The following is a 26,923-nucleotide window of genomic DNA, read 5'->3' as shown; positions in this document are numbered from 1 at the left end:
TTTTTATTGGCTTCTACACATCATTGACATTTAATGTATTGTTTCTTTATTCTCTTAATCACTTCTTATTTCCAAAAGTTATTTACTCAAATTATTTTTTAAAAGAGTATTTTTTAGGTATCTTGCTTGTAGTGATTGTGTTTGAAATGATTAGTTTTTTGATAGTGCTATCATTATATTTAAATATTATAAGGTATTTTATTGTAAAATAGCAATACTTAGGAGGATACTGTGATGAGAGGGATTGATTCATTTGCAGACAGATTAATAATGCTAACCGCACAAGATATAGATAACATCAATAAGGATTCTCATATCGCATACCTCAAAGCTCTTTATGATTGTCAAAATTTTGTTCTTGTAGATTTATCCCATACCCCAACCCTCAACAAAAAAACATTCATTCAAAACTTTGGCTACAAAGATGACTTTTACCTTTCCTTTCTCTCTAACCAAGATTCTATAACTGATGAATACTTACAAGCTAGAAAATCCCTCTATCATTCTATTTCTCAACTTAAACAAGAAAAGCAAAAGCAAGAATTACAAGAATTACAAAAGCAACAAGAAATCTTAGAACAATCCTTGCAAAACTTAGATTCTAAGCAAAAAGAAGCTAAAGAATTACAAAAGCAACAAGAAAAAGCATTAAGAGACAAACAAAGACAAGAGCAACAACAAGCAAGATTAAACAAACATTCCAATCTTATCTTAGAATCTCAAGACAAATCTATAACAATCATATTTTTAGATAAGCTAAACTCTAATGTTATTTCATCATCAAACAATGTTCAATTCTTTAACAACATCTCAATGTCTCACCTCCTCCATATCCATAACAATAAAATAGACATATTCACTAAAGATAAAACTTACATAGATATACAAGAATTAGAATCTCTACTGCAAGAATATGTGAATACAAATACAGAGAGCAATAATACAAAACAAGATTCACCTATAAGTTTAGATATTCTTAACTCTCCCTCTACTCAAATCTTTTTAGATTCCACTCTTCTCACAGGCTCATCTGAAATACAATCTAATCCCTTTTTTCTTTGGTCAATTAGATAAAGACAATACCATTAAACAAGATACACCAACTTATCACTTCTCCCCCAAAGATGAAGAAAATAATCTAGGCACACTTACTATCTTTTTAAACTCTTGCACTCTTACTCTTTTAAACTACTCTCTCTTAGATTCTAGTTTAAATATTAAACTCACATTAACAAACAAAGAATCTAAAGCCAAACAACAACAAGCTAAAGCCAAAACAAAACAACAAACACAACCTGAACAATTAAAACCTTTAAGCACTGCAATGCTTCACCCAATACTAGAAGATGATGAAATAAAATGTCCTCATAATGGAGTAGTGCAATTAAAATCTAATAAGGGTAAAAGTATTACAGATAAGAATATCCCTTTTATTTTAGAATCTGATTTATTATATAGCTCTATTGTAGGTTGTCCTAATCCTCATATAAGTGGAGGACCTTGCACACAAGTAGCATTCATACTTCCTAGTGCTAGAGGACTAAAGAAACATAATGATGATTATCCTATAATGCAAGATTTAATTATATAATTACAGAAAAGGAAAAGGACAAACAATGAAATACCTTATTTTAACTCTTATTGGTCTTGTGGTTTTATTGACTCTTGCTTCTTGTGGGTTGGTTACCATTAATACCACAATAGGCAATGAAGCAATAGCAGAGGAGTATGGCGGAATCTATGTTTTTGATAAAAAACTAAGAGATGAGATAATAGAGAGAGAAAAAAAGATAAAAGAAGTGCGCGAAGTGGTCCAAGAGGCTAGTTTCAAACTCCAAACAAGCTATTTCGGAGCATACCACAAAGAAAGAGAAAAGCTTTTAAGGAATTTTTTTACAGAAAAGGAAATACAAGATTATGAAGATATGATTGAAAGCAATAGAAAGCGTGGAGTTATAGTGAGCTACTCTTATCATCCTATTTATCAAAAATCGATTGAAATCTATGAAGAGTTAGTGAAAAAATATCCACGACCAGAACCCTTAACAGTATATGACCAATCAGATATTATTAATAAAACCTATCCTAGAATTCTCTCTAATGGTTGTCGATATATTGAAGCGGATGAGGATGACTATCCACTTATTTTAACTCCACCATCACCAAGAAAATTAGAGGATAAAGACATTGAATTAATAGAGAGAATCAGAGAATATATGGGAGAGGAAGCGTATGAGAAATATTTTGCGGGAGTTATCCATCAAAATATACCCGATTGCTTTTATGAAGAAGTTACATCGGAAACATACCGCGATTTTAATATTGATTTTGAAAAAATTTTTAGTACTGATTTTGAAAAAATCAAAGAATATATGGGAGAGGAAGTGTATGAGAAATATTTTGTGGGAGAGGATGATGTGCCCATACGGTTCCATTCTTTTAAAAGACGAACAACATTAGGATGGCTTTATGTTAAAGGGGGCAAACCAATAGTTATAAGTATGTCTGCTAGTGGATTAAAAAAGCTCAAGACTACTTATGGACCGCTTACAGGAGATGAAGGAGCAGGGTTTAAGTACGTTCATAAAGATTATTCTAAAAAGCTTTCTAATAATATCTTTTACCTAGAAAATGGTAAATTTGTAAAAAGTGATGAGACGAGAGGAGCATGGGATTGACTCCTAAGGACTTCATAGAGCAAGCTAAAGACTATGCAGATATAGCAGATGCAAGTTATGCTATGTTGCACTATGTAGATAAAAATGAGGAAATAGATTATTTCTTAGATGAGCTAAAAAGTAAGAATCCTAATGAAAGTGTAAAACCACCTGCAAGATGGGTATATGCAGATGGAATAAAATTAGGTTATGAAATAAAAGAGGAAAATATCAATAAATCTGTTTTAGCAAAACAATTATTTAATGATAAAAAAATCAAACTAGAACAACCCACTGCTTATGCTTTAGCCATAGAGGCTAGATTTAGTCAAAATATAGAAATAAAAACGCCCAAATATGATAATCTTAGCAAACTAGAATTAAAGCTAATAAATAATACAATACAGAATCTTATTTATAGAAATAAAAAAGATTCAAAAACTAAAAGGATAACTCTATGAAATACTTTATCTTAATTTTTATTAGTCTTATAACTTTAGTCATTATTACTTCTTGTGGGTTGATTCAAACAAGTTCAGCTGATAAAGAAAAAGTAAGAATAGCAGATGAATATGGCGGAATCTATGTCTTTGATAAAAAACTAAGAGATGAGATAAAACAAAGAGAAAAGGAAAGGGAGGAATATGAAAAAAGTCGCCTTGAAACGATAGAAATAGAAAAAGAAAAGCTTTTAAGGACTTTTTTTACAGAAAAGGAAATACAAGATTATAGGGATATGATTGAAAGAGATAAAAGGCGTAGAGGAGTTGTGATAAGTTACTCTTATCACCCTGTTTATAAAAAGGAACAAGAAATCTATAAAGAATTAAAAGAAAAATATCCATATTCTTTAATAGATAAAAAATTCCCCCAAATTCTCTCCAATGGTTGCAAATATTTTGCTAAAGGGCTTTCAGTGCAAGAATATGAAAGAACAGATTTAAGTCCTTATAAGGAAAAAATCAAAGAATATACGGGGGAAGAAGCATATAACATACTTCATAAAGGTTTATCTGTATCAAGTTATTATGTTGATAAAAATAATAAAGTAATACCTATAACATTCTATACCTACATCTATGATACCATAACCACTTATGGACTCTATGGTGATGAGGGAGCAGGGTTTAGGCTTACAAATCGTTATTCTGTTGGTATAGCAGGTGGTAATATCTTTTACCTAGAAAATGGTAAATTTATAAAAAGTGATGAGATAAGAAAAGGGGAACGAGAATGACGCCCAAAGACTTCATAGAGCATGCTAAAGACTATGCAGATGTAGCCGATGCTAGTTATGCAATGTTGCATTATGTAGATGAGAATGAAGTATTTGACCCAAGAGATGATGAGTTTAGAGCTAAAATCCCCGCATTTAAACCACCTGCAAGATGGATATATGCAGATGGTATAAAATTGGGTTATGAAATTACCAAAGAAAATACACAAGATAAAGAGAAGCAAAAATTAATAGAAAAAATTAAAAGAAACCTAGAACAACCCACTGCTTATGCTTTAGCCATAGAGGCTAGATTTAGTCAAAATATAGAAATAAAAACGCCCAAATATAATAATCTTAGCAAACTAGAATTAAAGCTAATAAATAATACAATACAGAATCTTATTTATAGAAATAAAAAAGATTCAAAAACTAAAAAGGTAACTCTATGAAATACTTTATCTTAATTTTTATTAGTCTTATAACTTTAGTCATTATTACTTCTTGTGGGTTGATTCGAACAAGTTCAGCTGATAAAGAAAAAGTAAGAATAGCAGAGGAATATGGCGGAATCTATGTCTTTGATAAAAAACTAAGAGATGAGATAATACAGAGGGAAAAGGAAAGGGAGGAAGCAAGACAAAAAGTAACATTAGGAGATACCTTTTGGGAACAAATAGAGGCTATTGATAAAAATCTCCCCCAAATTCTCTCCAATGGTTGCAAATATTTTGCTAAAGGGCTTTCAGTGCAAGAATATGAAAGAACAGATTTAAGTCCTTATAAGGAAAAAATCAAAGAATATACGGGGGAAGAAGCATATAACATACTTCATAAAGGTTTATCTGTATCAAGTTATTATGTTGATAAAAATAATAAAGTAATACCTATAACATTCTATACCTACATCTATGATACCATAACCACTTATGGACTCTATGGTGATGAGGGAGCAGGGTTTAGGCTTACAAATCGTTATTCTGTTGGTATAGCAGGTGGTAATATCTTTTACCTAGAAAATGGTAAATTTATAAAAAGTGATGAGATAAGAAAAGGGGAACGAGAATGACGCCCAAAGACTTCATAGAGCAGGCTAAAGACTATGCAGATGTAGCTGATGCTAGTTATGCAATGTTGCATTATATAGATAATAATGAAGAAATTGACCCAAGAGATGATGAGTTTAGAGCTAAAATCCCCGCATTTAAACCACCTGCAAGATGGATATATGCAGATGGAATAAAATTAGGGTATGAAATAAAAGAGGAAAATATCAATAAATCTGTTTTAGCAAAACAATTATTTAATGATAAAAAAATCAAACTAGGACAACCCACAGCTTATGCTTTAGCTATTGAAGCTAGATTTAGTCAGGATATAGAAATAAAAACGCCCAAATATGATAATCCCAGCGAATTAGAGCCAACATTGATTGACAATAGAATCCAAAACCTTATTTATAGAGATAAAAAGAGTGATAAACAAAAAATTGAAGTTTCAGTTAATAAAGAAAGAGCCATACAAGATAAAAATACCTACCACCTCTCCCCTCGCACTAAATATTTCACTTCTCGCTTTGAGATACTCCATCATCAACTTAATACTTCTATGAGTGGCTATTCTCATACGCTTTTTAAAGACCATTTAGCTAAAGATTCTAAAGACACTTATCTTTTAGCCTTTCGCGGCACAGAAATAAGAGGGGCAGAACTTTTTAAAGATATAGTTTTAACTGATGGCTCTATTGCTATTGGAGTTGCTATCCCTCAAATCATTTCTTTAGTAAAATTTAAAAAAGAAGTCTTAAAAACTATTGAAAAAGATATAAAGGATTCTATCTATAAGCTTAATGTAGTAGGGCATTCTTTAGGAGGACATCTTGCACAAGCCTTTTGTCTATGCCACAAAACAGAAGCTATCCATAAACTCTATACTTTTAATGCGCCGGGATTTGGAGGAATACTAGCTAGTCTTTTAAATATTGCCATAAGAGTTATAAGGCTTGTAGGCAAACTCATTGTCAAATGTGCAAAAAAACTTTTTAATCTTTTAGGCTTTACAAGAAAAATAATTGATAAATGTGTCCATACTTGTAATCCCAATGATACTTTAGAAAATTATACAGAATATGCAGATACACTTAAACAAGAAATAGGAGAAGAGGAGATTGAGAATCTTGCGATAAATGCAAAAGAACTCTCTAAAGCACAAACAAAAATAGAAGTGCATCATATAGAAACTATAAAAAATCCTCTACCTAAAGAAGAATCTTTTGCAAGAGAATGGAAACAAACCCTAGAACCCTCAATATCTGTGATTTCTGATTTAGGATATAAGTATGGATTAAATATTATAGATAAACTAGATTATAAAAACACACAAAGGCTACATTTACTCTATGTAGGAGAGCTAGAAACAAGTTATGTAGCGACAAGTCATTTCTTGGAAAGTATCTTACAAATATTGTATTTTTATAATTATCTCCTGCAATCCCCAAGTAATCAAGCCAAAATACAACTTAGCCAAAGTATAGAAAAAGCACTAGATTATCTTAACTCCTATTCTAAACTGCTTATGGAATTAATATATGGCAATAAGCTTATAACAAATGCAACAACTATTACAAAGACAAGCAAAAATGATAACTATCTTAGTGTGTATCAACAAGAAATTTTACATATTTTTGTTCATAATCCTAAAAAAATGGCACAAAGATATGAATACGATTTCAATGGAAAAAGTGAAGTGATACAAATGGAGGATATAAAAGAGAGAGTTATAAAGAAAGAGCTAAGCAAAAATGATACAATGAATACCTTTTTACTTTTACTTGCTCTTGAGATTTATACTAAAATTATAGATAAAAATGATATGAAATGTTTGCTAAAAGGAGCATAAATGAATAAATACAGAACGCTCTATAAAGCCTTACCTTTTTGCATAGAAGACAAAGAAAATCAAGATATATTAGAAAAAGAAAATATCTATAAAACTTATACTTATAAATCCAATTTTGCCAATATTGTCTTATCTGATGATAACGAAGAATTTTTCAATGCTAAAGAAAAACAAATAATTAATTTACTTTATGATGAAGAATGCAAAAGCTTGTATCTTGCTAATCAAAATAGTGAAATACAGGCTACATTTAACCCTATGAGCTCTACCATTTATATAGATACACAAACAAAAGAGTTATATCTCTTTGCCAACGATAAAGATTTCATTGATTGTGATACAATCTATGAACAAATCAAACAAGAATTAAATCTACAAGAAAGCATAGAGGAATTACAATCCTATAAGCCCTCTCTCTTTTTTTATTCCACCCTTCTCACAGGCTCATCTGAAATACAATCTAATCCCTTTTTCTTTGGCAAATTAGATTCTAAGTCTAACACAGGATTAGACGAATCTCTTCCTATCTATCACTTCTCCCCCAAAGATGAAGAAAATAATCTAGGCACACTTACTATCTTTTTAAACTCTTCTACTCTTACTCTTTTAAACTACTCTCTCTTAGATTCTACTCTAAATATTAAACTCACATTAACAAACAAAGAATCTAAAGCCAAACAACAACAAGCTAAAGCCAAAACAAAACAACAAAAACAACCTGAACAATTAAAACCTTTAAGCTTAGCTATGCTTCACCCTCTACTAGAAGATAATGAAATAAAATGTCCTCATAATGGAGTAGTAAAGCTAAAGAGTAATAAAGGCAAACCTTTTAAATCTAAAGGTATTCCTATGGTTTTAGAATCTGATTTATTACATAGCTCTATCATAGGTTGCACTAATCCTATACTTAGTGGAGGACCTTGCACTATGGTAGCTACTATACTCCCAAATGCAAGAGGATTAAAAAAGTTTAATGATGACTATCCTATTATGCAAGATTTAGTATCTAGTGGTTGTCTTAGTTAAAGTTAAACAAGAAATAAAAACTTATGGAGTGGATAAATGAAAACATTTTTAAAGTTTTTTATACTCATTGTTCTTACGATTCTTACTATTCACTATCACTATATCCTTACCTTTATTCCCTTTCCTTTTTTTGGTTGGATTACTCTTTTTATCCTTTCTTGTATATGGGTGTATCTCTTTTTACGATTCTGTGTATGGAGCTTTAATAGAATCTTTAAAAAGAATCTAAGAGTTAAAAAACTCTATCTAGCCCTGCCTTATCCACTTATTATGCTTTCTTGGTTTGGCTTCTCTTTTATCCCACTTGAGTGGCAGCCTAGCTTTAGGGAGTTTGAGAGGTTGTGTAGTGAAAGTGATTCGAAAAAAGTGATTTATGATACTGAGTTAAGAGAGAAATATAAACATTCTAATGAATATCCCAAAGAAAAAGAGAATGTTAAACGAATTAGTTATCGCTTGACTGAAGAAGAAGTATTTTGGTATGATAGGAATAGTGGTAAGCTATTTTTAAAGTTTCATATTTATAAGTGGTTAGATATAGGAATGTTTCATCAAAACTATGGTGGCAGTGGAAGAGTATGGTATTGCTCTGATATTGCTAAATATAAAGAATACAAAGCCAAACAAGAAGTTAAAAGACTTATGGGGTGGTAAATGAAATCACTAGAATATCCAAAAGAAAAAAGATTGGCATTTGCTAAATATGCTGAACTTGCTTGGGCTAGTTATAGCACAGGTTTTAATGAGGGAATGTATGGTGATAAAGAAAAGAAATGGGGCTTTAATGAGCAGAGAAAATATTTAACCAAACAAGAAGCACAAAAAATACATCAAAGTTCTTATAAAAGGGCTTTAACATCTAGCATATTTACTTTTTATAATGATGCAAGAGTGGATTTTGGGGACAAACAAGCAGAGGAGTTTATACATCGCTACGAAATACTAGCTTTTATCGATAAGGCAGATTCCGGATTTAGTGCTACTTTATTTAGAGATATACGCGATAATGAAAAGATTCTCGCCTTTCGTGGGCTTGATATTTTTAGATTAAATATTTTAGAGAATCCAAATATACAAGGATTGGGCAATAGTCTAAAAGCTGATGTATCTTTAAAAATTTGTGAGGATATGATAGATTTTTACAAAGTCAAAATACAACCATTGCAAGATACATGTATTGTTGTCGGGCATTCCTTTGGTGGCTATTTAGCCCAACTTTTTACCTTGATGTACCCAGAAATTATCAAAGAGACATATACTTTTAGCTCCATTGGCGTAGTCCCTGATTGGTCTAATAGCATTATGAGCTTTGTGTTAGATAGTTTTTCTCCTGATTCTGAAATGTATACGCCATTACAAATCACGCAAGAACACAAAGATTCTATCCGATTACAAAATAATCTTATCTATTTAACCAAACCAAATAAGGAGCTCGACAGCTTTTTACCCTATTATCTTAAAGCAAAAAGTCCTTATGCTTCTGATCACATAGATTCTTATGTGCAAAGTAATAGCCCATTACCAGTCAAATCAAGTATGCAAAAATTTGCAAGTAAGCTTTTTTATGAAATACAGACTAGGGATAATGATACATTTTTAGCTTGTAACTTGCAAACAAATGTATTGGGAAACCAACAAATGACTATGCGTGAGGAAAATGGTATTACCCCAATCTCTATAAAATATTTTGAACAAATCAAAACCCTTTCTCAACGCATAAAAATAGCTGATACTACACTACCTAGCCCACTTACACAATCCCAAATCCACCAAATCCAAACAAGTGTGGAAGCCATATATAGAATCAATATGGAAAAAGGCTATGTGTTTTTTGGTAAGCATATCCTCTCTACGACATATCCACATATACCGATAGATAAGGGGTTTAAGCCAACCGCTAATCCCTACAAAGCATATAAGGCATATAGAGTTTCTCAAAAAGATCTTACTAAAGACAGACAAGCTAAAAATGAACTTAAAAAAATTGTAAAAAGCACAATAAAAACCAACATAGCTACTTATATCCTAGTCATCGTAACCATAGAGGATATATATAATGCTCTTGCTATTTTAGCCCATATCGATGATACAGCGATGAGTAGTGCAGAGCTAATGCAGTTTTTAAGTCAATTATACCAGCCCAGCATTATGGAGACAAAATTATGGAATCTCTCATAGCTATACTTTTTATTCCTGCTTTGTTATTGGTAGCTGTGGTAGTTATTTATATTGTGAAATTAGTTTTTTATGATGTTTATATTAGTGATTTTTCTGATGTATGGAAAGATTATAAAAATAAAAAAATTAGCTTAAAAGTGATAGTGTTTCTTACCGCTTTGGGTATCTTTATAAACTTTATTTTGCCAAGACTTTAGAGGACAAAATTATGGAATCTCTCATAGCTATACTTTTTATTCCTGCTTTGTTATTGGTAGCTGTGGTAGTATTCTTTGTCATCAAATGGCTGTATTTTGATTAGCAATAAATTAAGGAGTAGTAATGCAAGATTTTTTATATGAGTTAGGGTATCATCACGACGAGGATTTGGATTGTGTCGCTGATAATATTATTTTCTTAAAGCAAAAGGATAATAACATAAACATCATAAGGCTTCAAGATTCCGATATAGATTCCCTCACAAAAGATTCCCCTATCCATTTGCTTAGAGCTTTATACACTTGCAAGAGTTTTGCTATTTGTAAAGAAAACGATGAAAGCTTTATCACAAAAGAAAATGTTAGTAAGATACTAGGCTATAAATCTGACTTTGCCAATATCTTTGTGTATGGGAAAGATTCTCTAAGCGACACATACCTACAAGCTAGAAAAGCTCTCTATAAAACCATAATGGATCTACGAGAGCAAAGAGAGCAAGAGCATAAAGAGGAGCAAGAGAGAATCTCTCAATTAAGTTACAAGGAATACAAAGAGGAGCAAAAAGAAAAAGAGAGACAAGAAAGATTTTCAAATAGAAATACAGCAAACAAAGATTCACATCTCATCTTAGAATCTAATGACAAAAACAATGTAATTATATTCTTAGATTCTGCTAATTCTTTATCTAACCTTATCCATATCCACAATGACAAGATAGATATTTTTACTAAAGATACAAGCACTATTGATATACAAAGATTAGAATCTCTTATCAAAGAATATCAACAAAGATATACAGAATCTAATAATCAAGAATCCCATATCGATTTTCATCAAGAATCTAAACTTACTTTAGATTCTCTAAACTCTAGCAACACACAAATCTTTTTGTATTCTCAATTATTACAAGGCTCATCTGAATCTCCTAGCAATCCCCTATTCTTTGGTGAGTTAGATTCTAAAGGTGAGTTTATAGAATCTAAGCCTATCTATCACTTAATCGGTGAAGTAGATTCTAGCTCCATAGAATCTACAAGCAACAATAGAGATTCTATCAACACAGAATCTAACAATTCCCTAAGCACCCTCCAAGTATTTTTGGGTAGCAATACCCTAACACTCTTAAACTACTCCCTCTTAGATTCTAGTCTTAACATCAAATTAGAATGTAACTCCTCTGAATCTCAAGCAATACAAGAAAAAGAGAAAGCACAAAGGGATAAAGATTCTTCGCCTTTGGCTCAGAATGACAAAAGTCAATCCACTGCACTACTTCACCCAATACTAGAAGATGATGAAATAAAATGTCCTCATAATGGAGTAGTAAAGCTAAAGAGTAATAAAGGCAAACCTTTTACTTCCAAAGGTATTCCTATGGTTTTAGAATCTGATTTATTAAACTCTAGCATTATAGGCTGCACTAATCCATTGCTAAGTGGAGGACCTTGCACTATGGTAGCTACTATACTTCCAAATGCAAGAGGATTAAAAAAGTTTAATGATGATTATCCTATTATGCAAGATTTAGTCTCTAGTGGTGTAATGAGTGATAAAGGCTTTCCTCTTATTTGCACACCTAAACCTAATAGTTATAAAATCAATGCTCCTAGTCCTACTCATACTAAGAATAGAGACAAAGTTGCTTTAAAGGCACAAATAGAATTTCATAAACCTATACTAAGACTACACTATAAAGAACACAAATCCCAACAAGACAATTTACCTATTACTCAATTCTATCTTTTTGATAATCTAAAAGAACAGACAAGTCCTTTTGAAAACCTTATTTTAGATTATCAAAGTGATGCACGAAATATAAGTGATAAAGACTTAGAAAAAGAGTTACTGCAAAGCTATTCCAATAAAGAATATCAACACAAACAAATCAATCTACAATTTGGAATCCATCAAATCCATCTTGTCTTTATTATCCCCCAATCTCTCCCTAAACTCTTTAAAGAATATTATAAAGACTATGAATATAAAGACTATGGCATAGGACAATATAAACCACTCCTAAATTATTCTAAAGACATTAAAGAATACAGAGAATCTACTCATTCTAAAGATACTTCTTTACAATCTATAAGCATTACTCATACAAGAGTATTCCTTTCTCCTTTTAAAGCGAACAAACTTCACTTTACATTTGCATTAGGCTTAGATGATTACTTAGACAAAGACAATACCACAGAGTTAAAGATAATTATTGGAGGGGTGTATGATGAAGGAGAGATAGAATCTGATCTAGTAGCAACTCTAGCAAGTAATGATGATAGATTAGAGTATGAAGCATTAGAAGAGACTAAGAAAGAAAAGCAAATCACAGAAATATATTTTTCTTATGGAGAGGATAAGATAAAACTCAATGACATCTCAAGACATTCACAAGATATAAATTTGCATATAAGAACACAAGGGTATGAGGAGGGGGAGAGATTGGATTTGACATTAGAATTTCAAGGAAAAGCTTACCAAACCACCGCAACTATAAGAGATAATCAAGCCATAATTCTTAATGTCTTTAATGCATTATCAAAGGAGCAATAATGTCAAATATATGCAAGGTAAAATGTGGAGACAAAGAGGCAACAATTAAGATTCAAAGACCAAGTTTTAAGAGCGTGGAAAAGGGGTATAGGGAGATAAATGCTCTGCCACAAGAACAAGAAAATGAAGCAAAAGATTTGATTTATAGCTTATTAATTACACAAAATTATACACAATTAGAATCTTTACAGATAGCAGATTATTACAAACAAGTAGCCGCTAGATATGTAAAAATTGGTGGAGGAGCTTATAATCAGTTTATAAATGATATGGATAAATATTATAATACTTGTGCTTTGCGTGTAAGTTATGCGCTGAATTATAGCACCCACCCTATAAATACTATGGATAGGCAAGTTATGGGGAGAGGCTATCAAGGGGACGATAAGCAAACTTATTACTTAGGTGTCTTTGATATTATTGAACTTTTAAAGTTAAACTGGAAAGAATTGACTTGGAAACAACCTACTTATACTCAAGTGAAAGAAAAGATAAAATGTGGTTGTTCTGAAGATTTTTATCACAATATGACTTCAAAAGATGAAAATCAACAATTTTTCAAAGAATTACAATCTATTCAAAGAAAAGGCATTGTGGCAATGATTGGCACAAGTGGGTTGCGACATACTACTTTATGGAATGGAAATGACTTTGTGGATGTGGATTTTGGTTATTATAATTTTTTGAAAGAAACAAATTATATTGTTAAAGATTTATACTTTTGGGATTTGATTGAGGGGGAATGATGAAAAAGATAGTGTTGGTGATGTTTGTTGTTATACATTCTTATGCTACGAGTGATACAATATTTGCTTTACAATCTACTTTTAAAAAAAATATAAATGAATATTATAAATTATGGGCTGTTGGATATTGTATGGGGCATTTTGAAGTGGAAAGAAATGTAAAATTTGAATTCCAAGAAATGCCTGCCAGATTTAGCATAGACGATTTAAAAATTAGTAAGATTGTATATCTTTTGGGAGTAGAACCTCTTAATGAAATAAAGGACTATATAGATAAAAACAATAGTTATTTTGAAAAAGACAAAGCAAATCATTGTTTAGAGTTATTGCTAAAGCCAAACTACAAACCAAAAAGTCATCATTCGCTTGATGATGAAGTCAAGCGCATTGTCAAAAAATACTGCAAGGATTGCAAGTGATTCTATGCAAAAAGTATTGTGGCAATGATGGCACAGATGGACTACGACATACTACTTTATGGAATGGAAATAATTTTGTGGATACAGACTTGAAAGTAAGCCCTAATTATCTTAATGAAACTCAATATATAATACGAGATTTATACTTTTGGGATTTGATTGATTAAAGGGATTGTATGAAATATTTTGTCTTATTGGTTTTGTTGTGTATATTTTGCATAAACACTAATGCTGATGATAGGTTTGATGTTAGAAAGAATCTTAAACATTATGGCTTTGGTTTTTGTTTGCAAAAAAGTTATGGTTATGTAGAAAAAGGAGGTGAAATGTCAACATTATCGTATCATTTGCATATATTCCAACGAGGGAGTATGAAATTTTCTGTAATGGCTGGACTTAAAAATGAAGAACAAGTTGCTAAAATCATACAATCTTATGTTTCTCAATTTATGTCAAGTCCTCAAAGGGAAGCTACTACAAAACAAGGATTCAGAGTATTGGTTCAAGATTGTATGCAACTCTACGATTCCAAAGAATACCAAGCCGAAGTTGAACGCATTGTCAAAAAATACTGCAAGGATTGTCAATGAGTATCCCCCAATCTCTCCCTAAACTCTTTAAAGAATATTATAAAGACTATGAATATAAAGACTATGGCATAGGACAATATAAACCACTCCTAAATTATTCTAAAGACATTAAAGAATACAGAGAATCTACTCATTCTAAAGATACTTCTTTACAATCTATAAGTATTACTCATACAAGAGTATTCCTTTCTCCTTTTAAAGCAAACAAACTTCACTTTACATTTGCATTAGGCTTAGATGATTACTTAGACAAAGACAACATTACAGAGTTAAAGATAATTATTGGAGGGGTGTATGATAAGGAAAGAGAAGTTGTTAAAATGCTACAAGATAAACTTTATACTCTAGATGATGCGAAAGAAGCTTTAAAAATTGTTTATAATAAATATGGAGAAGAAATGGCAAGAATTATTGAAAAAATGTATAGAAGCGAAACAGCACATTTTAGCTCTGGACAATATAAACATACAGGAACAGGTGGTATGGAAGTATTTGGCAATGCTCCATACTATGGTTGGGATAGTAAATTCTTTGAGCAAAATCCAAACTATAAACCAACAGGGGTATGGTCAGCTTTTGAAGGCAAAGGATTGAGCGAACAAGGAGGAAACGCTCAAGTTAAGGATAGAAAAAAGCAATTCGTAGTAATGCCTTCAGTCTTAGCAGGAATGGAATATAAAGCTTATTATATCAATAAGCATAATGGAAATTGGGCAAGATGGCATTCAACACAAACCCAAGCACAAGAAGCATATAAAAAAGCCATTGAACAGATTAAAGCCCGAATAGTTGATGAAATTGTAGGAAAAAAATGAAAAGAATCTTTATATTTTTTATATTATTTTCAAGTTTGACTTTTGCTCAAAATCCCCACAAAACAAGAATCTATTTTTCCCAAAACCTCACGCAACCCAACCCACAATGTGTAGAGGTTTTTGTTAAACTCGTAAAAGCAGGCAATTATGAATTTGAATCTTATAGAGGGGACAGAGATACGCAATGGGTCAAAGAACATATCTCGTTTGAATTTGATACTTGGGATAATGATAAGATTCTAGTAAAGCTATTTTTTGATTGGGTAGATAAAAACAGCAGAGAATTTCAAGGCACAGGCACTATTACTTGGCTTGAATATGATATAAATACAAAAACACTTAAAGATAATGTGCAAGAAAAAGAATTAATTGTCGATGTAAATCTAGCAAATCAATTCAATGATTGCTTGAGATATTGTAATTTTTCCCAAACTTTAGCCTTGCAAAGTCAATTTAAAGATGAAAATATTTTAATGCAAAATGAAATCATTGGCACACACGCAAAAGAGAGAGCGTATTTTTATTCTGCTCCCCATAAAAATTGCAAGATTGATGATTTGTTTTTAATTCCAAAAGATAAACTAAAACTCTTGCAAAATAAAGGAGAATTTAGTTTTGTTATTTATAGGAGACAAAACGGCGAATTTATTAAGCTATGGATTAAGAGTGATAAACTAAGGTAAGGAATATGAAAATATATACAAGTTGGCAGCTATGGTTAAAATAATATTTTTGAGCATTTTTATAACCCCACTTTTTGCAAATGATTTTACTCCGCAAGAGCAATGCAGTTATGAAAGTGAGAATTTTTGGATTAAGGTTTTATATCTTTGTCCAGAGGGTGATTTGGGTTGCAATAAGATGGTGTGTGTAAGCGTCAATAAAAATAGTGGAAACTATAGGAAAAACACTGCTTGATAGCAAACAAAATTTTAAGGGATATAGCTTTAAAAATGGCGTGTATGAATATAACATTTTTAGAAATAATATATTGCAAATTTCTAAAAATAATTCAATCTTACAAGAGATTAAATTGAGAGATTGTCAATGAGTATCCCCCAATATCTCCCTAAACTCTTTAAAGAATATTATAAAGACTATGAATATAAAGATTATGGTATAGGACAATATAAACCACTCCTAAATTATTCTAAAGACATTAAAGAATACAGAGAATCTACTCATTCTAAAGATACTTCTTTACAATCTATAAGCATTACTCATACAAGAGTATTCCTTTCTCCTTTTAAAGCGAACAAACTTCACTTTACATTTGCATTAGGCTTAGATGATTACTTAGACAAAGACAATACCACAGAGTTAAAGATAATTATTGGAGGGGTGTATGATGAAGGAGAGATAGAATCTGATCTAGTAGCAACTCTAGCAAGTAATGATGATAGATTAGAGTATGAAGCATTAGAAGAGACTAAGAAAGAAAAGCAAATCACAGAAATATATTTTTCTTATGGAGAGGATAAGATAAAACTCAATGACATCTCAAGACATTCACAAGATATAAATTTGCATATAAGAACACAAGGGTATGAGGAGGGGGAAATAATAAAGGTAAAATTAGAATCTTCTACCAATCAAACATTTATTGTTCGTGGCAGAATACAGAATAACGAAGCATTCATAATGAATGTTTTAAAAGAAATTGAGGAGGAAAGATAGAATGGGAATAACAATAACGGCAACCTGTGAAGGTAAATCTAAAAGTATAGAGTGCAGGAGACCGAGCTTTAAGGAAGTTAGAAAAGAATATGATAAAATCAATACCGCCAATCCAAATGATGAAAATTTGCAAGAAGCATTTAGACAAGGCATAGTAGATAATGGTATATGGAGAGGTAAAACAGAGAAAATATCAAAAAATACAGCAGAAAATATAATACAATCTATCAAAGATGGACAATATGATGATAATGTATGGCAGAGATACGCTTTGGTTGGAGGGAAACCTTTAAGCGAATATATTAATTACAAGGATTTCTTTAGATTTGGTTATGTGTATCAAGATTATAGCAACACTTGTGCTATGCAGGTAAGCTATGCGCTCAATTATGGAGGAATGCCGCTTCATACCGAAATTAAAGTAAAAGAATATAACTCTATGTATGGTAGAGGTGAGAAATATCTTTATATCTTAGGAGCTGATTATATAGGTAGGTATTTGAATGATAAATGGGGTAAAGCGGAAATATCTATAACAGCAACAGATAGTGGCAAAACTGCAGCACTAGAACAGATTAAAGATAAAAAGGGAATTGTCGTAATGAAAGGAAATTATTCTCACACAACCCTTTGGAATGGAAGTAAATTTGTAGATGTGGAAAATGGTATGGCTAGAAATTATTATTTGACTAATATAGGAACAGCCAAGCTTGAATTATGGGAGTTAAAGTGAAAATGAAAAAAATAATGTGGCTTTACTTTGTATCATTTGTATGTCTTAATGGCGGCGATATAAAATTTGACGAAGAGTTGGCGGGAAAAGTAGATAGGACAGCTTATTCCTATGAAAAAAAGGTAAGAATTATGAAAAGAATAGGCATAGAATATTGCATTAAAGGAAATGATTTTTATGAAACACGAACTGATATTCGGGTTTTGGGTCGCTATACTAATAGACTTGGGCTAGGGTATGGTGCAATCTTGCCACCGCTAGAGCTTAAATCATACATAGATGATAAAGCTACAATCAATAATGAAACCATATTAAATCACTATAAAAATTCAAATTTTAGTAGATTCTATACCTGCCTAGAACTCTACGATTCCAAAGAATACCATGATGAAGTAGAACGCATTGTCAAAAAATACTGCAAGGATTGTCAATGAGTATCCCCCAATATCTCCCTAAACTCTTTAAAGAACCCTATAAAGACTATGAGCATAAAGATTATGGTATAGGACAATATAAACCACTCCTAAATTATTCTAAAGACATTAAAGAATACAGAGAATCTACTCATTCTAAAGATACTTCTTTACAATCTATAAGCATTACTCATACAAGAGTATTCCTTTCTCCTTTTAAAGCGAACAAACTTCACTTTACATTTGCATTAGGCTTAGATGATTACTTAGACAAAGACAATACCACAGAGTTAAAGATAATTATTGGAGGGGTGTATGATGAAGGAGAATAATGTAAAAAGAATATTGTTTTTACATAATAGGAATGATTTATTAAGAGAAATTACTGCTTATACACAAAATGCCAAAAAAATTGCTCTATATTGCTCTAATTTTAAAGAAATAGATGCTAAATGTTTGATAAGAACAAAAGAGAGGTTATCTCTTGAAGATTGGCTTGTGCAGCATTTTTTTAGTTTAAGAGATAAAGAGGTAACAATAGAAGTCTATGACTACAATAGTATTAATCAAAAAAATATAGTTAAAAATAATCAGAAAAGGGATTGTGGAAATATTAAAATTTATAACAAGCAAAATGATACATCAAGCATCTTATTTAATTTTGTAAAGCAATTAAACGGTGGTAAAGATATTGATAATCTCTCAAAAGCTATTAGTAAGTTTATAAAGCAGAAGGACAGTTTTGAGAAATTGAAATCTTGTATTGAAAATAATTTGCAAAAACCCATCATTGAAAAATTATCAGATTTTAAAGAGACAGAATTTTTTGGTGGTCAAGGAAAATATAAAGAGAGTTTGCAGTTTGCTTTTGATAATCTAATACAAGATATTAGAAATATATATGAGGAGGGTAATGCCCAAACTTATAAAGAAATTGTAAATTTTTTCTTTAGTATTTTTAATATCTTTGATATTAAAAAGATTGCCTCTAAAGGTAATTTGGTTTTTTTAGCTATTGATACACTTTTTGAAGGGAGTAAGACTTTAGGAAATATTTTAGAATGGGCAGATTCTAAATATTCTTTTGCCATTTCAAATTCAATTATTAAACTTTTTGTGCAAGATATTGCCCCCATTATCTTTCTTTTTGAAAATCGTATTTTGAATTATACTCTCATTATAGATAATAAGATTCTTATAGAGTTATCAGGATTTAAACACGATATTGAAGAGAGCAGTGCCTATATAAAACAAAATTTAGCCCTGCTGATAGAGTTAAAACAAGAGAGTTTGACAAATGTGGAGGGAATAAATTTAAGTTGTGTCTGTGAGAATGAAAAATTGCAAATTTGCGGTAAAGACAGCATTACAAATCATCTTAGCGCACAAATGACTTCTAATAACAATAGACTTGTCTTTATAGAAAGCCGTTATTTTAACTCTAGCCAACTTGTGCAGCTTATGAAAAATGAGCAAAAAAGCGAGATAAAAGCTCCATCAGCACAAGGATATAACTATCTTATCATTAGCAATGCTCCCTATAAGCATAATGCAGGATTAAATCATAAATTGTTAGAGGAGTTAGGTAATACTATAAGCTATGGAGATGAAAATAAAAAGGAAGTCAAAAGTGATACTTTATTTACAAATCCTAAAAAAGATTATGATGAAACCATTGATTATAGTAAATATAAAATCACTATAAAAGATGAAATAAGCAAGCCTTATGTTGTTTCTCTAAGTCCTTTTGTCTTTGTCCCACAAAAGGAATACAATGATTATAAGAATACCAAAGAACATCTTGATAGTCTTAATTATGGCTTTTATCCTCAAGATAAGAATCAAATAGAAGATTATCACAAATTTGAAAGAGAAAATAGAGACAAAATACTCAATTTCAATTTTATAGAACATTTCTTTCAGCAAGAGAACAATAAAACATATTTTTTAGAGCAGGAGAAAAAATATTTTAAAGAAAGTATAGAATGTCTGCAAAGTTATATTGATAGCATTACTCAAGTCTTGGTAACTTATGAATATAATTATTATGATGGTTATGAAATCCCAATGCGAGAAACAAAACTTGAACCAAAAAAAAATTATTCTGTCTTAGAAGTGCTTTTGCTTGCTCTAACTTATTATGTGATTAAAAATTTCTATACTTCCATAAAAACAGATACACAAAAATGGTGGAATTTTATTTCTAAATATGAGTGCATAGAGATTGATAAAGAAAGTCTTAGAATATTGCCTTATGAAAGTTTTTTAGTGCTTGAAGATAGTAAAAGTAAAATACCCCTATGCTTTTCTAAGCAAAGAAAAAATGAGTTATTAAAGAATAATGAAGAAGTCTTTTGTATAGAAGAGTTTGTTGAGGAATTAGAAAATCAAAAGGATACAGATAAGATTAATGTAGATGAAATCTTAGAAGAGTTTTTTAATGAGGAGGATTCTGATTCTAAAAGTGAATTTGGAAGTTTAGATGAAACAAATCAAGGAAGTTTAGAAAATTTAAAGACCTTAGAAACCAAACTTTAAGATTTAGAAAAGGACTTACAAAAAGAGCAAACAAACACAAGACTCAAAGCAAGTGAATCTTTGCAGGTGATAATAGAGCATTTCATTGTCTCTTTTTTCCCTTTTGCCTCACTCTTTTTTAATCTAAGTCCTTTCAATATAAGCAAGGCACTTGTAAAACTCCTATTCTCCTATAAAATAAAACATTTAAGAGAAGTATTATTTGGGGAGTTGGGTTTAGCCTATTTAGCCTATATTCTCTATAATCACGATATGAAGATATACACTCAAACATATGAGAAAAATAGAACTTTAAAAAGGAGATTTGAACGATTAAAGAAAAAATCATTTGTTCAAGCAGTTAAACAAGTCCAAAACAGCATTGTAACTATCAGTCAAAAGGACCATATAAAAGATTTCAAACAGATAAAAGGACAAGATTTGAAATATTATAAAAATATTTTCTTGAAAGATTATACGAAAGACACTATTAAGAGTTTTTTCAAATCTCTCCCACAAGCTGTTGGTATGAATATCTTTAATCAACTTTTTATTACGCATTATGAGAAGAGCAAAAAAGAGTTTGAACGCTTAAAATTTACAAAATTTTCTTACAAATACCATCCCCCTTATGTGCTTAAAAGACAAAATGAGGGTGTATTCTACCCTATGCTTGTGAATAATACTTTTTTATCTTTTAATTTTATTAATATGATTATAGGAGGCAGACTTAGAACAGGAGCTTTTGGAGACATTGACTCTTTGTTTTATTGTTATGAGGATATAAAAACTACAAATACGAGAAATTATCTTTTAAACAAACTCCTTGCTTATCTGTGCCTTGATGAATTAAGGGGAATGAATGATACCCTCACTCCTTTAAATGATATAGAGTTTTTTAATACAAGAGCATATACACAAGATTTACCCACTCGCCCAAGACTTTTAAAGCTTCAACACAAGGAGGGTGAGTTTAAAGCCCCACCTAATGCGAGTGAGCAGATAAAAATAAACATAGCAGAGTTTAATCAAAAAATGCAAAGCATAAATAAAGATGAGAGGAGGAGGGCATTGTATGATGAGTATAAACAAAGGGAAATGAAGGGTTTAAAAGCTATAGACTCCTACCATATTGCAATGAATTATTTAGATGATGTTTATATGGATTGTTTCAATACCAATTTAAAAGACAATACTCCAAACTTAAAAAAACACAGAGAATTTTTAAGAGCTTTGAATATAATAGGAGAGAATAATATTAAAGCTATGTATGTGGGGGTGGGAGAGAAAAATAATGAAGAACAAAACCCTAATAGTAGTAGGGTAACCTCAAAGCGTAGAGAAAAAGCAAGCAAGAACATTGCCAATACTGAAAATGATGAGAACAAAAGACCCAAATTTATAGGTAGATTAGCTACTACTATAATAATGAAAGATGGATTACATATAGGATAGGAGGATAGGAATAATGAATATTGAAAACCAGATAGAGAGAATATTAAAAAAACAAGATTATATTGTTACTGCTAGTGGGTTAATTATTGATATAGATAAAGAGACAAAAGAATTTAAGTTTAATAATCGTTCAAAAGACAATGTCGGCAAATACACCAAAGAATACTCCAAAGCACTTTTAGACGCTTGGCACATTATGGAATCCTCCCCCTATAAATCCTATAAACCAATTTATTTAGACCCTACATTAAAAACAGGACAAAGCTCAAGTTATTTAGAATTTAAAGCTTGGCAAGATTTATATTTAAAAGAACCCATAAAAGGAGCTATAGCTCCTTGGACTAAAAAAGAAAAAGCTTATTATGAATCTTTAAAAACAAAAAGAGAAAGATATAAATACTTAGTAATAAGAAGTGGATTAAGAAGCTCTGTAATAGACATACCCTATGATGCTTATGCAGGAGTAGATGAAAATGGAAAGCTTATCAATAAAGACTATGCCTATCTCTATGAAAAAGTAGAGCAAAATAGGGGAAATGCCCATTTAAGCGATGGTTGGCTTTCTATGGCTGAATGGGAATTAACCGCTGGGATATTGGGAGATATAGAGGGGTTTAGAGGAGCATTACAGCTTTCTGCGACTGGCTTTAAAGCAAGAAATAGAGCGGTTAATTTTTTACTAATACAGCTAGGACACAAAAAGAGTTTTAAAACATTATATGATGGATATAAATACAGGGGTTTTGGAGCAGGTTTGCACGAAAATCCTATCAAAGCACAAATGCTAGAAAACTTTGCCAAGAATCCCCCTTATGATAGCTTTGGTATGCTCCCTTACTTAGATGAAATGATAGGAGTAGATTGGGTAATGGATTTTAATATGTTAGATGAGGGGTATTTCATAGATGAAAGGGGCAATGTTATAGAAGCTTTGAGAGATGATGTTAGACAAGGCAAACTCAAAGATCCTAGAGATAAAGATTCTACAAAGGAGAGTAGAGAGGAGTTTATATCCTTTTCTTATGGTAGTCTTGATTATAATCTAACAGCTTATGATTTAGATTTACGAAATGAATGGAGCGAAAAGTCTGCTAAACTATATATAGATACTATGCTTTTAGAAGCTAAGATTATGGCAGTTACTCCACCTCAAGGTTATCCTAATGCACCAACTTACTATATCCCTGAAGATTTAGAGAATATTTATAAAGACCACAAACTTGACAAAAAACAAAACCCCACTATACCAGCAATGTATAGAGAAAACTTCCCACAAGAATTGCGTGATAAGATAGAATGGTATGCTAAGAAACATAATATAAAGTAGAATATATTAGTATAAGATAAAGAATAATTAAATAATATGTGATTATATATAAACTTGCCCATAATTTGTTTGTATCATATCTTTAACCCAAGAGAAGTTTGAGTGTGTGATTGATTTGTAGAATCTTTTCTGTTTTGAGTAAGCTCATTATCTTTAGCTAAATCAATACCTTTATAATCTCCATACTCATTTCCTGTATGAAGAGTATAAGCTGTAGCATTACTTTGATTAAGAGGATAAAAAGCATCTTTACTTTCATAGAGTCTAAAGAATTGTGTTCCTTTATCTTCTTGTTGTGTGTTTTTCTGTATTATATTTTTTATAAAAACTAAAAATTGTTCTGCTAGATTTGATTCTTCTTTATCATTTACATTAATGTAATAAGTCTTTTCTTCTATTTGATTTTTATTTGCTTGTTGTGTATGAGCAGTGTTTGTGTGATGAGATATACCACTTTGAGCAACAAAGCTATGGGTTGGCTTTCCCCACTCTACTATATGAAGTTCTTTCCCATTAAATCTTAAAGAGAGGGGATATTCAAGTTTAAGCACTTGTTTGACTTTACTGCTCGGAACATTAATATAAGCAAAGATATGAAGATAAGTAGCTTTGTTTATATCAAAGTATTCTTTTTTTAAAGTAAGTGTGTAGTCTTCACCTATATAAGGACTATCACTTCTTTCTTGTGTAATCTTTCTGTAATCAAGTTTTTGAGGAAGAGTTTCATCTGTGCTTAAAATATATGCCCATTTCGTATTTGCTTTAGCTTCTTTGAGTTCTTCTTGTGAGAGCTTTGTATTATTATAGTGAGCTTGAAATGTAAGAGTATCATTGGCTTTATAATGTATATACTTCTTGTCTTTAAAACTTACACTTTGTACAAGAACTTTGCTCTTGTTTTGTAAGGGAGGCTTTTTTGTGCTCAGTTTTGCATCTGTAATGATATAGCGTTGAGAGAGTTTTGCTTGTCTGTTGATTTGAAAGTTTGGATTAGTTGTTGTGGTTTGGTGTATAGGAGAATAACTCATTTTAAAAGCCTTCACACTGAGAGCTTACCTGACTCTCGTGGATTACTCCATAGATTGCTTTACTTGTATCTTTTACTTCTGGTGGGATATAAGCTACTTTTAGCCATTTGGGATTGGTAGGGTCTTTGCCTAAATTTAAAATGAAACCCTTATCCTCTCCACATTTACCCTCTCTGCATTCACAAGGTTTTGGCATATCGGTTTTTTGAATCTGTTTGAGTATCTTACCATTTGGAGATTGGCGTAGATTGATATAGGGGTCTTTGGAGATAGGAAAAAGTAAATATTCATCCGAAAGAGCATATTTGCTAACATACCATTTTCTTAGATTCTTTGATATTTTCATAGAGTCTGTTTCGATACTTGCATAATAATATGTATCACTTTCGGTCTCTAAATGCTTCTCAATATAATAATTTTTTAAAGTGAGTGTTGCGCGTATTGCTATTCCGCCTAAAATATATTCATCTGCTTGACTTAATTTATCTTGTAAAACATTATAAATTTGCAAAAAACTATTTTTTTGGAATCCAATATCCTTTTTAAGTGTATCATTTAAAAATATTGCAAAAAACATTGGTTGATTATCATTTCCAAGAAGTCTAGGCAAAACATTTGGCATATCAGGGAAAAATACCAAACGCCAATAAAAATCTACTTCATCTGGATACATCTGCCATTCTAACACACCGCTTAGTGTTATCGTCCCATTGTAATATATCTTAGATTCTGTCTCTTTATCTTTATGTAGGGTGCTTGTATAAGAAGTTTGATTGGATAGCATATCTTGAAAATGTGGCACACTGCCATCAGCATACATAACATTAATAATAAAAAACATAAAGATTGTTAAACGCATTATTGCTCCTTAGGTGGATAGGATTCAATCCTATCGTTTTCTTTAATTTGAATAATAAATTTTTTAATTGTGCTTTTTGCCAAATTATTCGCACCAAGTGCATAATTTTAAATGCTTCTGTATCGTGTTGAATAAGAGCTATATACAATCTTGCAATGGCATTAATTGTGCTATCTCTATCTTTTGCTATCCACTTTTCTTTTGTCCATCTTAATTCATTTGCTGGTAAAAGACAACCTGTGCTCCATTCTCCCGTATCACCATAATGTATCAAAATTCCATCTCGATTTTTTCCTATTACGCTATTGTTTTTGCCTTTAAGCTTCAATTGTGGAACAATGTGAATATGCTTAGTTCCAAAAGTTTTCCTATCATCTTTATTATGTTTGCAGCTTACAATATTGCAAGATAATTGTTCTATAAATTTAATAGATATAATTTCTTTGGATTCGTTAGATTTGGCTTGATTTATAATAATAGATTTGCTTTTATCAAACGCAATATCAGGAATCTTATTTTCTATTGTTACACTGCCTTTATTTATATCATCGGCTGTAAGGGTTATCTTTTGAGAGGGAGAATTGTTTGCTTCTTTGCTATCTTTAAAAGGAATAAAGGATAGATTTACAAAGCAAGGATTTATTAGTCCTTGTTTTGCTTTATTGATGATAGATTCGCTCATTGTTGTCCTTATGGTTAGTGTGCCATTATCTAGTTTTGCCATAGTTGTTTGTTTGGAATGTTGATTATAGCAAAAAATAGGTGTATTTTTTATTATTGTGTTTTTGCTTTGAGATTGTAGCCCTTGTAAGTTTATATTGCATAGATGAATCTCAAAGTTGCCTTTGTTGCTAAAAGTATCTTGGATTTGATTAAGTTTTAGTTTGATTCCAAAGGTGGAGTAAGTTTTGTTTGGATAATTGTAATAAATCTCACGCTTGCATTTATGGCAAATCAAGTATGGGATATTTTTCACGAATTTGAGTTTTATTAAGTGGCGGAGAATCTTGCGAAAAGTCCGCTTCATAATGCCACCATTCGCTTTTAATTCCCCTAAATCCAGCCTCTTTCATTATCGCTTTTAGCCTCTCTCTATTAGCACATTTTTGAGAATCTGCTTTGGGGCATTTATAATCACTAAATGCCTTTTGGCTAAACTCATCAAACTCGCTAGGCATCGCTAAAATCTCACCATTTTCATTTGCCAATCCAACATCAAGTGCGATTGCTCGCGAATGATTTGAGCCATTTTTATACGGATTTGCCACAAATCGCTCATCACTTATCTTTTCCCACGCTTTTATTTGTGCGCTATGCGGACGAAAGCAGTCAAAAAATACGATTTTTACTCGCTCCCTGCTTGCAATCTCGCTAAGCATTTTTGCGCGCTCACTCAAATCATTATGTAAAAAGCATTTATCTAATCCAAAATGTTCGTAAAGATTCACGCCCATAAAATTATCTATCGTGCCATATCGTAAATCGTGGATAAAATTACTAGATTGCGCTTGAAATAGATTTGGGTAAATGGGATTGGCAAATATTTCACACACAAGCACACAGCAAATCACTACGATTCGCTTCATTTTATCTTTTGAGATTTTGTTTCTTTGCACTT

Annotated in this window: 30 protein-coding genes; 26 read left to right on the top strand and 4 right to left on the bottom strand. The window is 31.2% G+C overall.

The annotated features are described in order from the left end of the window. Positions 1-234: 234 nt before the first annotated feature. From DY109_RS10910 to DY109_RS10785, 26 genes are all read left to right on the top strand, one after another. Positions 235-1,074 (top strand): hypothetical protein, encoded by an 840-nt coding sequence (locus DY109_RS10910; RefSeq protein ID WP_023947312.1) that lies wholly within the window; start codon positions 235-237, stop codon positions 1,072-1,074. A gap of 250 nt (positions 1,075-1,324) precedes the next feature. Continuing rightward, a complete protein-coding gene (locus DY109_RS10905) occupies positions 1,325-1,591 on the top strand; it encodes a hypothetical protein (RefSeq protein WP_244916684.1) in 267 nt (88 codons plus the stop codon). A gap of 25 nt (positions 1,592-1,616) precedes the next feature. Continuing rightward, on the top strand, positions 1,617-2,678 hold the full coding sequence (locus tag DY109_RS10900; RefSeq protein ID WP_023948285.1) for a hypothetical protein: 1,062 nt from the start codon (positions 1,617-1,619) through the stop codon (positions 2,676-2,678). Beyond that, complete coding sequence (locus tag DY109_RS10895) at positions 2,675-3,118, top strand: hypothetical protein (RefSeq protein WP_115737900.1); 444 nt, start codon at positions 2,675-2,677, stop codon at positions 3,116-3,118. Before DY109_RS10900 ends, DY109_RS10895 begins: the two co-directional genes overlap by 4 nt. Beyond that, positions 3,115-3,894 carry a hypothetical protein gene (locus DY109_RS10890; protein ID WP_115737899.1) on the top strand — a complete coding sequence of 260 codons (780 nt, stop codon included), beginning with the start codon at positions 3,115-3,117 and terminating at the stop codon, positions 3,892-3,894. The genes DY109_RS10895 and DY109_RS10890 overlap by 4 nt, the downstream gene beginning before the upstream one ends. Continuing rightward, entirely contained in the window at positions 3,891-4,325 is a 435-nt protein-coding gene (locus DY109_RS10885; protein ID WP_115737898.1) for a hypothetical protein, read from the top strand. The genes DY109_RS10890 and DY109_RS10885 overlap by 4 nt, the downstream gene beginning before the upstream one ends. Next, positions 4,322-4,942 carry a hypothetical protein gene (locus DY109_RS10880; protein ID WP_115737897.1) on the top strand — a complete coding sequence of 207 codons (621 nt, stop codon included), beginning with the start codon at positions 4,322-4,324 and terminating at the stop codon, positions 4,940-4,942. The genes DY109_RS10885 and DY109_RS10880 overlap by 4 nt, the downstream gene beginning before the upstream one ends. Beyond that, entirely contained in the window at positions 4,939-6,771 is a 1,833-nt protein-coding gene (locus DY109_RS10875) for an alpha/beta hydrolase family protein (RefSeq protein ID WP_115737896.1), read from the top strand. Before DY109_RS10880 ends, DY109_RS10875 begins: the two co-directional genes overlap by 4 nt. Continuing rightward, on the top strand, positions 6,772-7,800 hold the full coding sequence (locus DY109_RS10870) for a hypothetical protein (RefSeq protein ID WP_244916683.1): 1,029 nt from the start codon (positions 6,772-6,774) through the stop codon (positions 7,798-7,800). 36 nt (positions 7,801-7,836) lie between these two features. After that, entirely contained in the window at positions 7,837-8,454 is a 618-nt protein-coding gene (locus DY109_RS10865) for a hypothetical protein (protein WP_023950035.1), read from the top strand. Beyond that, positions 8,455-9,978 carry a hypothetical protein gene (locus DY109_RS10860; protein WP_023950033.1) on the top strand — a complete coding sequence of 508 codons (1,524 nt, stop codon included), beginning with the start codon at positions 8,455-8,457 and terminating at the stop codon, positions 9,976-9,978. Further along, positions 9,963-10,175, top strand: a complete 213-nt coding sequence (locus DY109_RS10855; RefSeq protein WP_023950031.1) for a hypothetical protein — start codon at positions 9,963-9,965, stop codon at positions 10,173-10,175. The genes DY109_RS10860 and DY109_RS10855 overlap by 16 nt, the downstream gene beginning before the upstream one ends. A gap of 124 nt (positions 10,176-10,299) precedes the next feature. Beyond that, on the top strand, positions 10,300-12,726 hold the full coding sequence (locus DY109_RS12230; RefSeq protein WP_244916682.1) for a lipase: 2,427 nt from the start codon (positions 10,300-10,302) through the stop codon (positions 12,724-12,726). Then, on the top strand, positions 12,726-13,472 hold the full coding sequence (locus DY109_RS10840) for a T6SS effector amidase Tae4 family protein (RefSeq protein WP_023948763.1): 747 nt from the start codon (positions 12,726-12,728) through the stop codon (positions 13,470-13,472). Before DY109_RS12230 ends, DY109_RS10840 begins: the two co-directional genes overlap by 1 nt. Continuing rightward, positions 13,472-13,891 (top strand): hypothetical protein, encoded by a 420-nt coding sequence (locus DY109_RS10835; RefSeq protein ID WP_034550010.1) that lies wholly within the window; start codon positions 13,472-13,474, stop codon positions 13,889-13,891. The genes DY109_RS10840 and DY109_RS10835 overlap by 1 nt, the downstream gene beginning before the upstream one ends. Beyond that, positions 13,888-14,058, top strand: coding sequence for a hypothetical protein (locus DY109_RS11640; RefSeq protein WP_014667051.1), 171 nt, complete (start codon positions 13,888-13,890; stop codon positions 14,056-14,058). The genes DY109_RS10835 and DY109_RS11640 overlap by 4 nt, the downstream gene beginning before the upstream one ends. 9 nt (positions 14,059-14,067) lie before the next feature. Beyond that, on the top strand, positions 14,068-14,481 hold the full coding sequence (locus tag DY109_RS10830) for a hypothetical protein (RefSeq protein ID WP_034550008.1): 414 nt from the start codon (positions 14,068-14,070) through the stop codon (positions 14,479-14,481). Beyond that, the gene (locus DY109_RS12225; protein ID WP_023948757.1) at positions 14,478-15,296 is read left to right on the top strand and encodes a hypothetical protein; all 819 of its coding nucleotides are present in this window, start codon (positions 14,478-14,480) and stop codon (positions 15,294-15,296) included. The genes DY109_RS10830 and DY109_RS12225 overlap by 4 nt, the downstream gene beginning before the upstream one ends. Next, positions 15,293-15,979: a hypothetical protein gene (locus DY109_RS10820; RefSeq protein WP_002957553.1), complete on the top strand. Its 687-nt coding sequence runs from the start codon at positions 15,293-15,295 to the stop codon at positions 15,977-15,979. The genes DY109_RS12225 and DY109_RS10820 overlap by 4 nt, the downstream gene beginning before the upstream one ends. Positions 15,980-16,343: 364 nt before the next feature. Then, positions 16,344-16,973 carry a hypothetical protein gene (locus tag DY109_RS10810; protein WP_115737895.1) on the top strand — a complete coding sequence of 210 codons (630 nt, stop codon included), beginning with the start codon at positions 16,344-16,346 and terminating at the stop codon, positions 16,971-16,973. Between the two features lies 1 nt (position 16,974). Then, positions 16,975-17,706 carry a type VI secretion system amidase effector protein Tae4 gene (locus DY109_RS10805; RefSeq protein ID WP_023947277.1) on the top strand — a complete coding sequence of 244 codons (732 nt, stop codon included), beginning with the start codon at positions 16,975-16,977 and terminating at the stop codon, positions 17,704-17,706. Then, on the top strand, positions 17,703-18,140 hold the full coding sequence (locus DY109_RS10800) for a hypothetical protein (RefSeq protein ID WP_181894634.1): 438 nt from the start codon (positions 17,703-17,705) through the stop codon (positions 18,138-18,140). Before DY109_RS10805 ends, DY109_RS10800 begins: the two co-directional genes overlap by 4 nt. Beyond that, positions 18,137-18,451 carry a hypothetical protein gene (locus tag DY109_RS10795; protein WP_015453688.1) on the top strand — a complete coding sequence of 105 codons (315 nt, stop codon included), beginning with the start codon at positions 18,137-18,139 and terminating at the stop codon, positions 18,449-18,451. The genes DY109_RS10800 and DY109_RS10795 overlap by 4 nt, the downstream gene beginning before the upstream one ends. Further along, entirely contained in the window at positions 18,435-20,657 is a 2,223-nt protein-coding gene (locus DY109_RS12220; protein ID WP_244916681.1) for a hypothetical protein, read from the top strand. Before DY109_RS10795 ends, DY109_RS12220 begins: the two co-directional genes overlap by 17 nt. A 60-nt stretch (positions 20,658-20,717) precedes the next feature. Next, on the top strand, positions 20,718-22,091 hold the full coding sequence (locus tag DY109_RS12215; RefSeq protein ID WP_023947271.1) for a hypothetical protein: 1,374 nt from the start codon (positions 20,718-20,720) through the stop codon (positions 22,089-22,091). A gap of 13 nt (positions 22,092-22,104) precedes the next feature. Next, the gene (locus tag DY109_RS10785; protein ID WP_023947270.1) at positions 22,105-23,418 is read left to right on the top strand and encodes a hypothetical protein; all 1,314 of its coding nucleotides are present in this window, start codon (positions 22,105-22,107) and stop codon (positions 23,416-23,418) included. Between the two features lie 74 nt (positions 23,419-23,492). On the opposite strand, the gene DY109_RS12210 is transcribed toward DY109_RS10785, so the two are convergent. The 4 genes from DY109_RS12210 to DY109_RS10765 form a co-directional block, all read right to left on the bottom strand. Next, complete coding sequence (locus DY109_RS12210) at positions 23,493-24,446, bottom strand: hypothetical protein (RefSeq protein ID WP_023947268.1); 954 nt, start codon at positions 24,444-24,446, stop codon at positions 23,493-23,495. Between the two features lies 1 nt (position 24,447). Beyond that, the gene (locus tag DY109_RS12205; RefSeq protein WP_244916680.1) at positions 24,448-25,305 is read right to left on the bottom strand and encodes a hypothetical protein; all 858 of its coding nucleotides are present in this window, start codon (positions 25,303-25,305) and stop codon (positions 24,448-24,450) included. Then, positions 25,271-25,987, bottom strand: coding sequence for a hypothetical protein (locus DY109_RS11635; protein WP_181811320.1), 717 nt, complete (start codon positions 25,985-25,987; stop codon positions 25,271-25,273). The genes DY109_RS12205 and DY109_RS11635 overlap by 35 nt, the downstream gene beginning before the upstream one ends. A 262-nt stretch (positions 25,988-26,249) precedes the next feature. Continuing rightward, complete coding sequence (locus DY109_RS10765) at positions 26,250-26,921, bottom strand: M15 family metallopeptidase (RefSeq protein ID WP_034549698.1); 672 nt, start codon at positions 26,919-26,921, stop codon at positions 26,250-26,252. Positions 26,922-26,923: the final 2 nt, after the last annotated feature.

The sequence above is a fragment of the Helicobacter fennelliae genome (genome assembly GCF_900451005.1).
GTDB classification, from domain to species: Bacteria; Campylobacterota; Campylobacteria; order Campylobacterales; family Helicobacteraceae; genus Helicobacter_B; species Helicobacter_B fennelliae.
This window is presented reverse-complemented; position numbering and strand designations above follow the sequence as displayed.

Bases quoted from the DNA above. Each gene is read 5' to 3' on its own strand.
- DY109_RS10910 (WP_023947312.1), top strand. From the start codon at position 235: ATGAGAGGGATTGATTCATTTGCAGACAGATTAATAATGCTAACCGCA.
- DY109_RS10905 (WP_244916684.1), top strand. From the start codon at position 1,325: ATGCTTCACCCAATACTAGAAGATGATGAAATAAAATGTCCTCATAAT.
- DY109_RS10900 (WP_023948285.1), top strand. From the start codon at position 1,617: ATGAAATACCTTATTTTAACTCTTATTGGTCTTGTGGTTTTATTGACT.
- DY109_RS10890 (WP_115737899.1), top strand. From the start codon at position 3,115: ATGAAATACTTTATCTTAATTTTTATTAGTCTTATAACTTTAGTCATT.
- DY109_RS10885 (WP_115737898.1), top strand. From the start codon at position 3,891: ATGACGCCCAAAGACTTCATAGAGCATGCTAAAGACTATGCAGATGTA.
- DY109_RS10880 (WP_115737897.1), top strand. From the start codon at position 4,322: ATGAAATACTTTATCTTAATTTTTATTAGTCTTATAACTTTAGTCATT.
- DY109_RS10875 (WP_115737896.1), top strand. From the start codon at position 4,939: ATGACGCCCAAAGACTTCATAGAGCAGGCTAAAGACTATGCAGATGTA.
- DY109_RS10870 (WP_244916683.1), top strand. From the start codon at position 6,772: ATGAATAAATACAGAACGCTCTATAAAGCCTTACCTTTTTGCATAGAA.
- DY109_RS10865 (WP_023950035.1), top strand. From the start codon at position 7,837: ATGAAAACATTTTTAAAGTTTTTTATACTCATTGTTCTTACGATTCTT.
- DY109_RS10860 (WP_023950033.1), top strand. From the start codon at position 8,455: ATGAAATCACTAGAATATCCAAAAGAAAAAAGATTGGCATTTGCTAAA.
- DY109_RS10855 (WP_023950031.1), top strand. From the start codon at position 9,963: ATGGAATCTCTCATAGCTATACTTTTTATTCCTGCTTTGTTATTGGTA.
- DY109_RS12230 (WP_244916682.1), top strand. From the start codon at position 10,300: ATGCAAGATTTTTTATATGAGTTAGGGTATCATCACGACGAGGATTTG.
- DY109_RS10840 (WP_023948763.1), top strand. From the start codon at position 12,726: ATGTCAAATATATGCAAGGTAAAATGTGGAGACAAAGAGGCAACAATT.
- DY109_RS10835 (WP_034550010.1), top strand. From the start codon at position 13,472: ATGAAAAAGATAGTGTTGGTGATGTTTGTTGTTATACATTCTTATGCT.
- DY109_RS10830 (WP_034550008.1), top strand. From the start codon at position 14,068: ATGAAATATTTTGTCTTATTGGTTTTGTTGTGTATATTTTGCATAAAC.
- DY109_RS12225 (WP_023948757.1), top strand. From the start codon at position 14,478: ATGAGTATCCCCCAATCTCTCCCTAAACTCTTTAAAGAATATTATAAA.
- DY109_RS10820 (WP_002957553.1), top strand. From the start codon at position 15,293: ATGAAAAGAATCTTTATATTTTTTATATTATTTTCAAGTTTGACTTTT.
- DY109_RS10810 (WP_115737895.1), top strand. From the start codon at position 16,344: ATGAGTATCCCCCAATATCTCCCTAAACTCTTTAAAGAATATTATAAA.
- DY109_RS10805 (WP_023947277.1), top strand. From the start codon at position 16,975: ATGGGAATAACAATAACGGCAACCTGTGAAGGTAAATCTAAAAGTATA.
- DY109_RS10795 (WP_015453688.1), top strand. From the start codon at position 18,137: ATGAGTATCCCCCAATATCTCCCTAAACTCTTTAAAGAACCCTATAAA.
- DY109_RS12220 (WP_244916681.1), top strand. From the start codon at position 18,435: ATGATGAAGGAGAATAATGTAAAAAGAATATTGTTTTTACATAATAGG.
- DY109_RS10785 (WP_023947270.1), top strand. From the start codon at position 22,105: ATGAATATTGAAAACCAGATAGAGAGAATATTAAAAAAACAAGATTAT.
- DY109_RS12210 (WP_023947268.1), bottom strand. From the start codon at position 24,446: ATGAGTTATTCTCCTATACACCAAACCACAACAACTAATCCAAACTTT.
- DY109_RS12205 (WP_244916680.1), bottom strand. From the start codon at position 25,305: ATGCGTTTAACAATCTTTATGTTTTTTATTATTAATGTTATGTATGCT.
- DY109_RS11635 (WP_181811320.1), bottom strand. From the start codon at position 25,987: ATGAGCGAATCTATCATCAATAAAGCAAAACAAGGACTAATAAATCCT.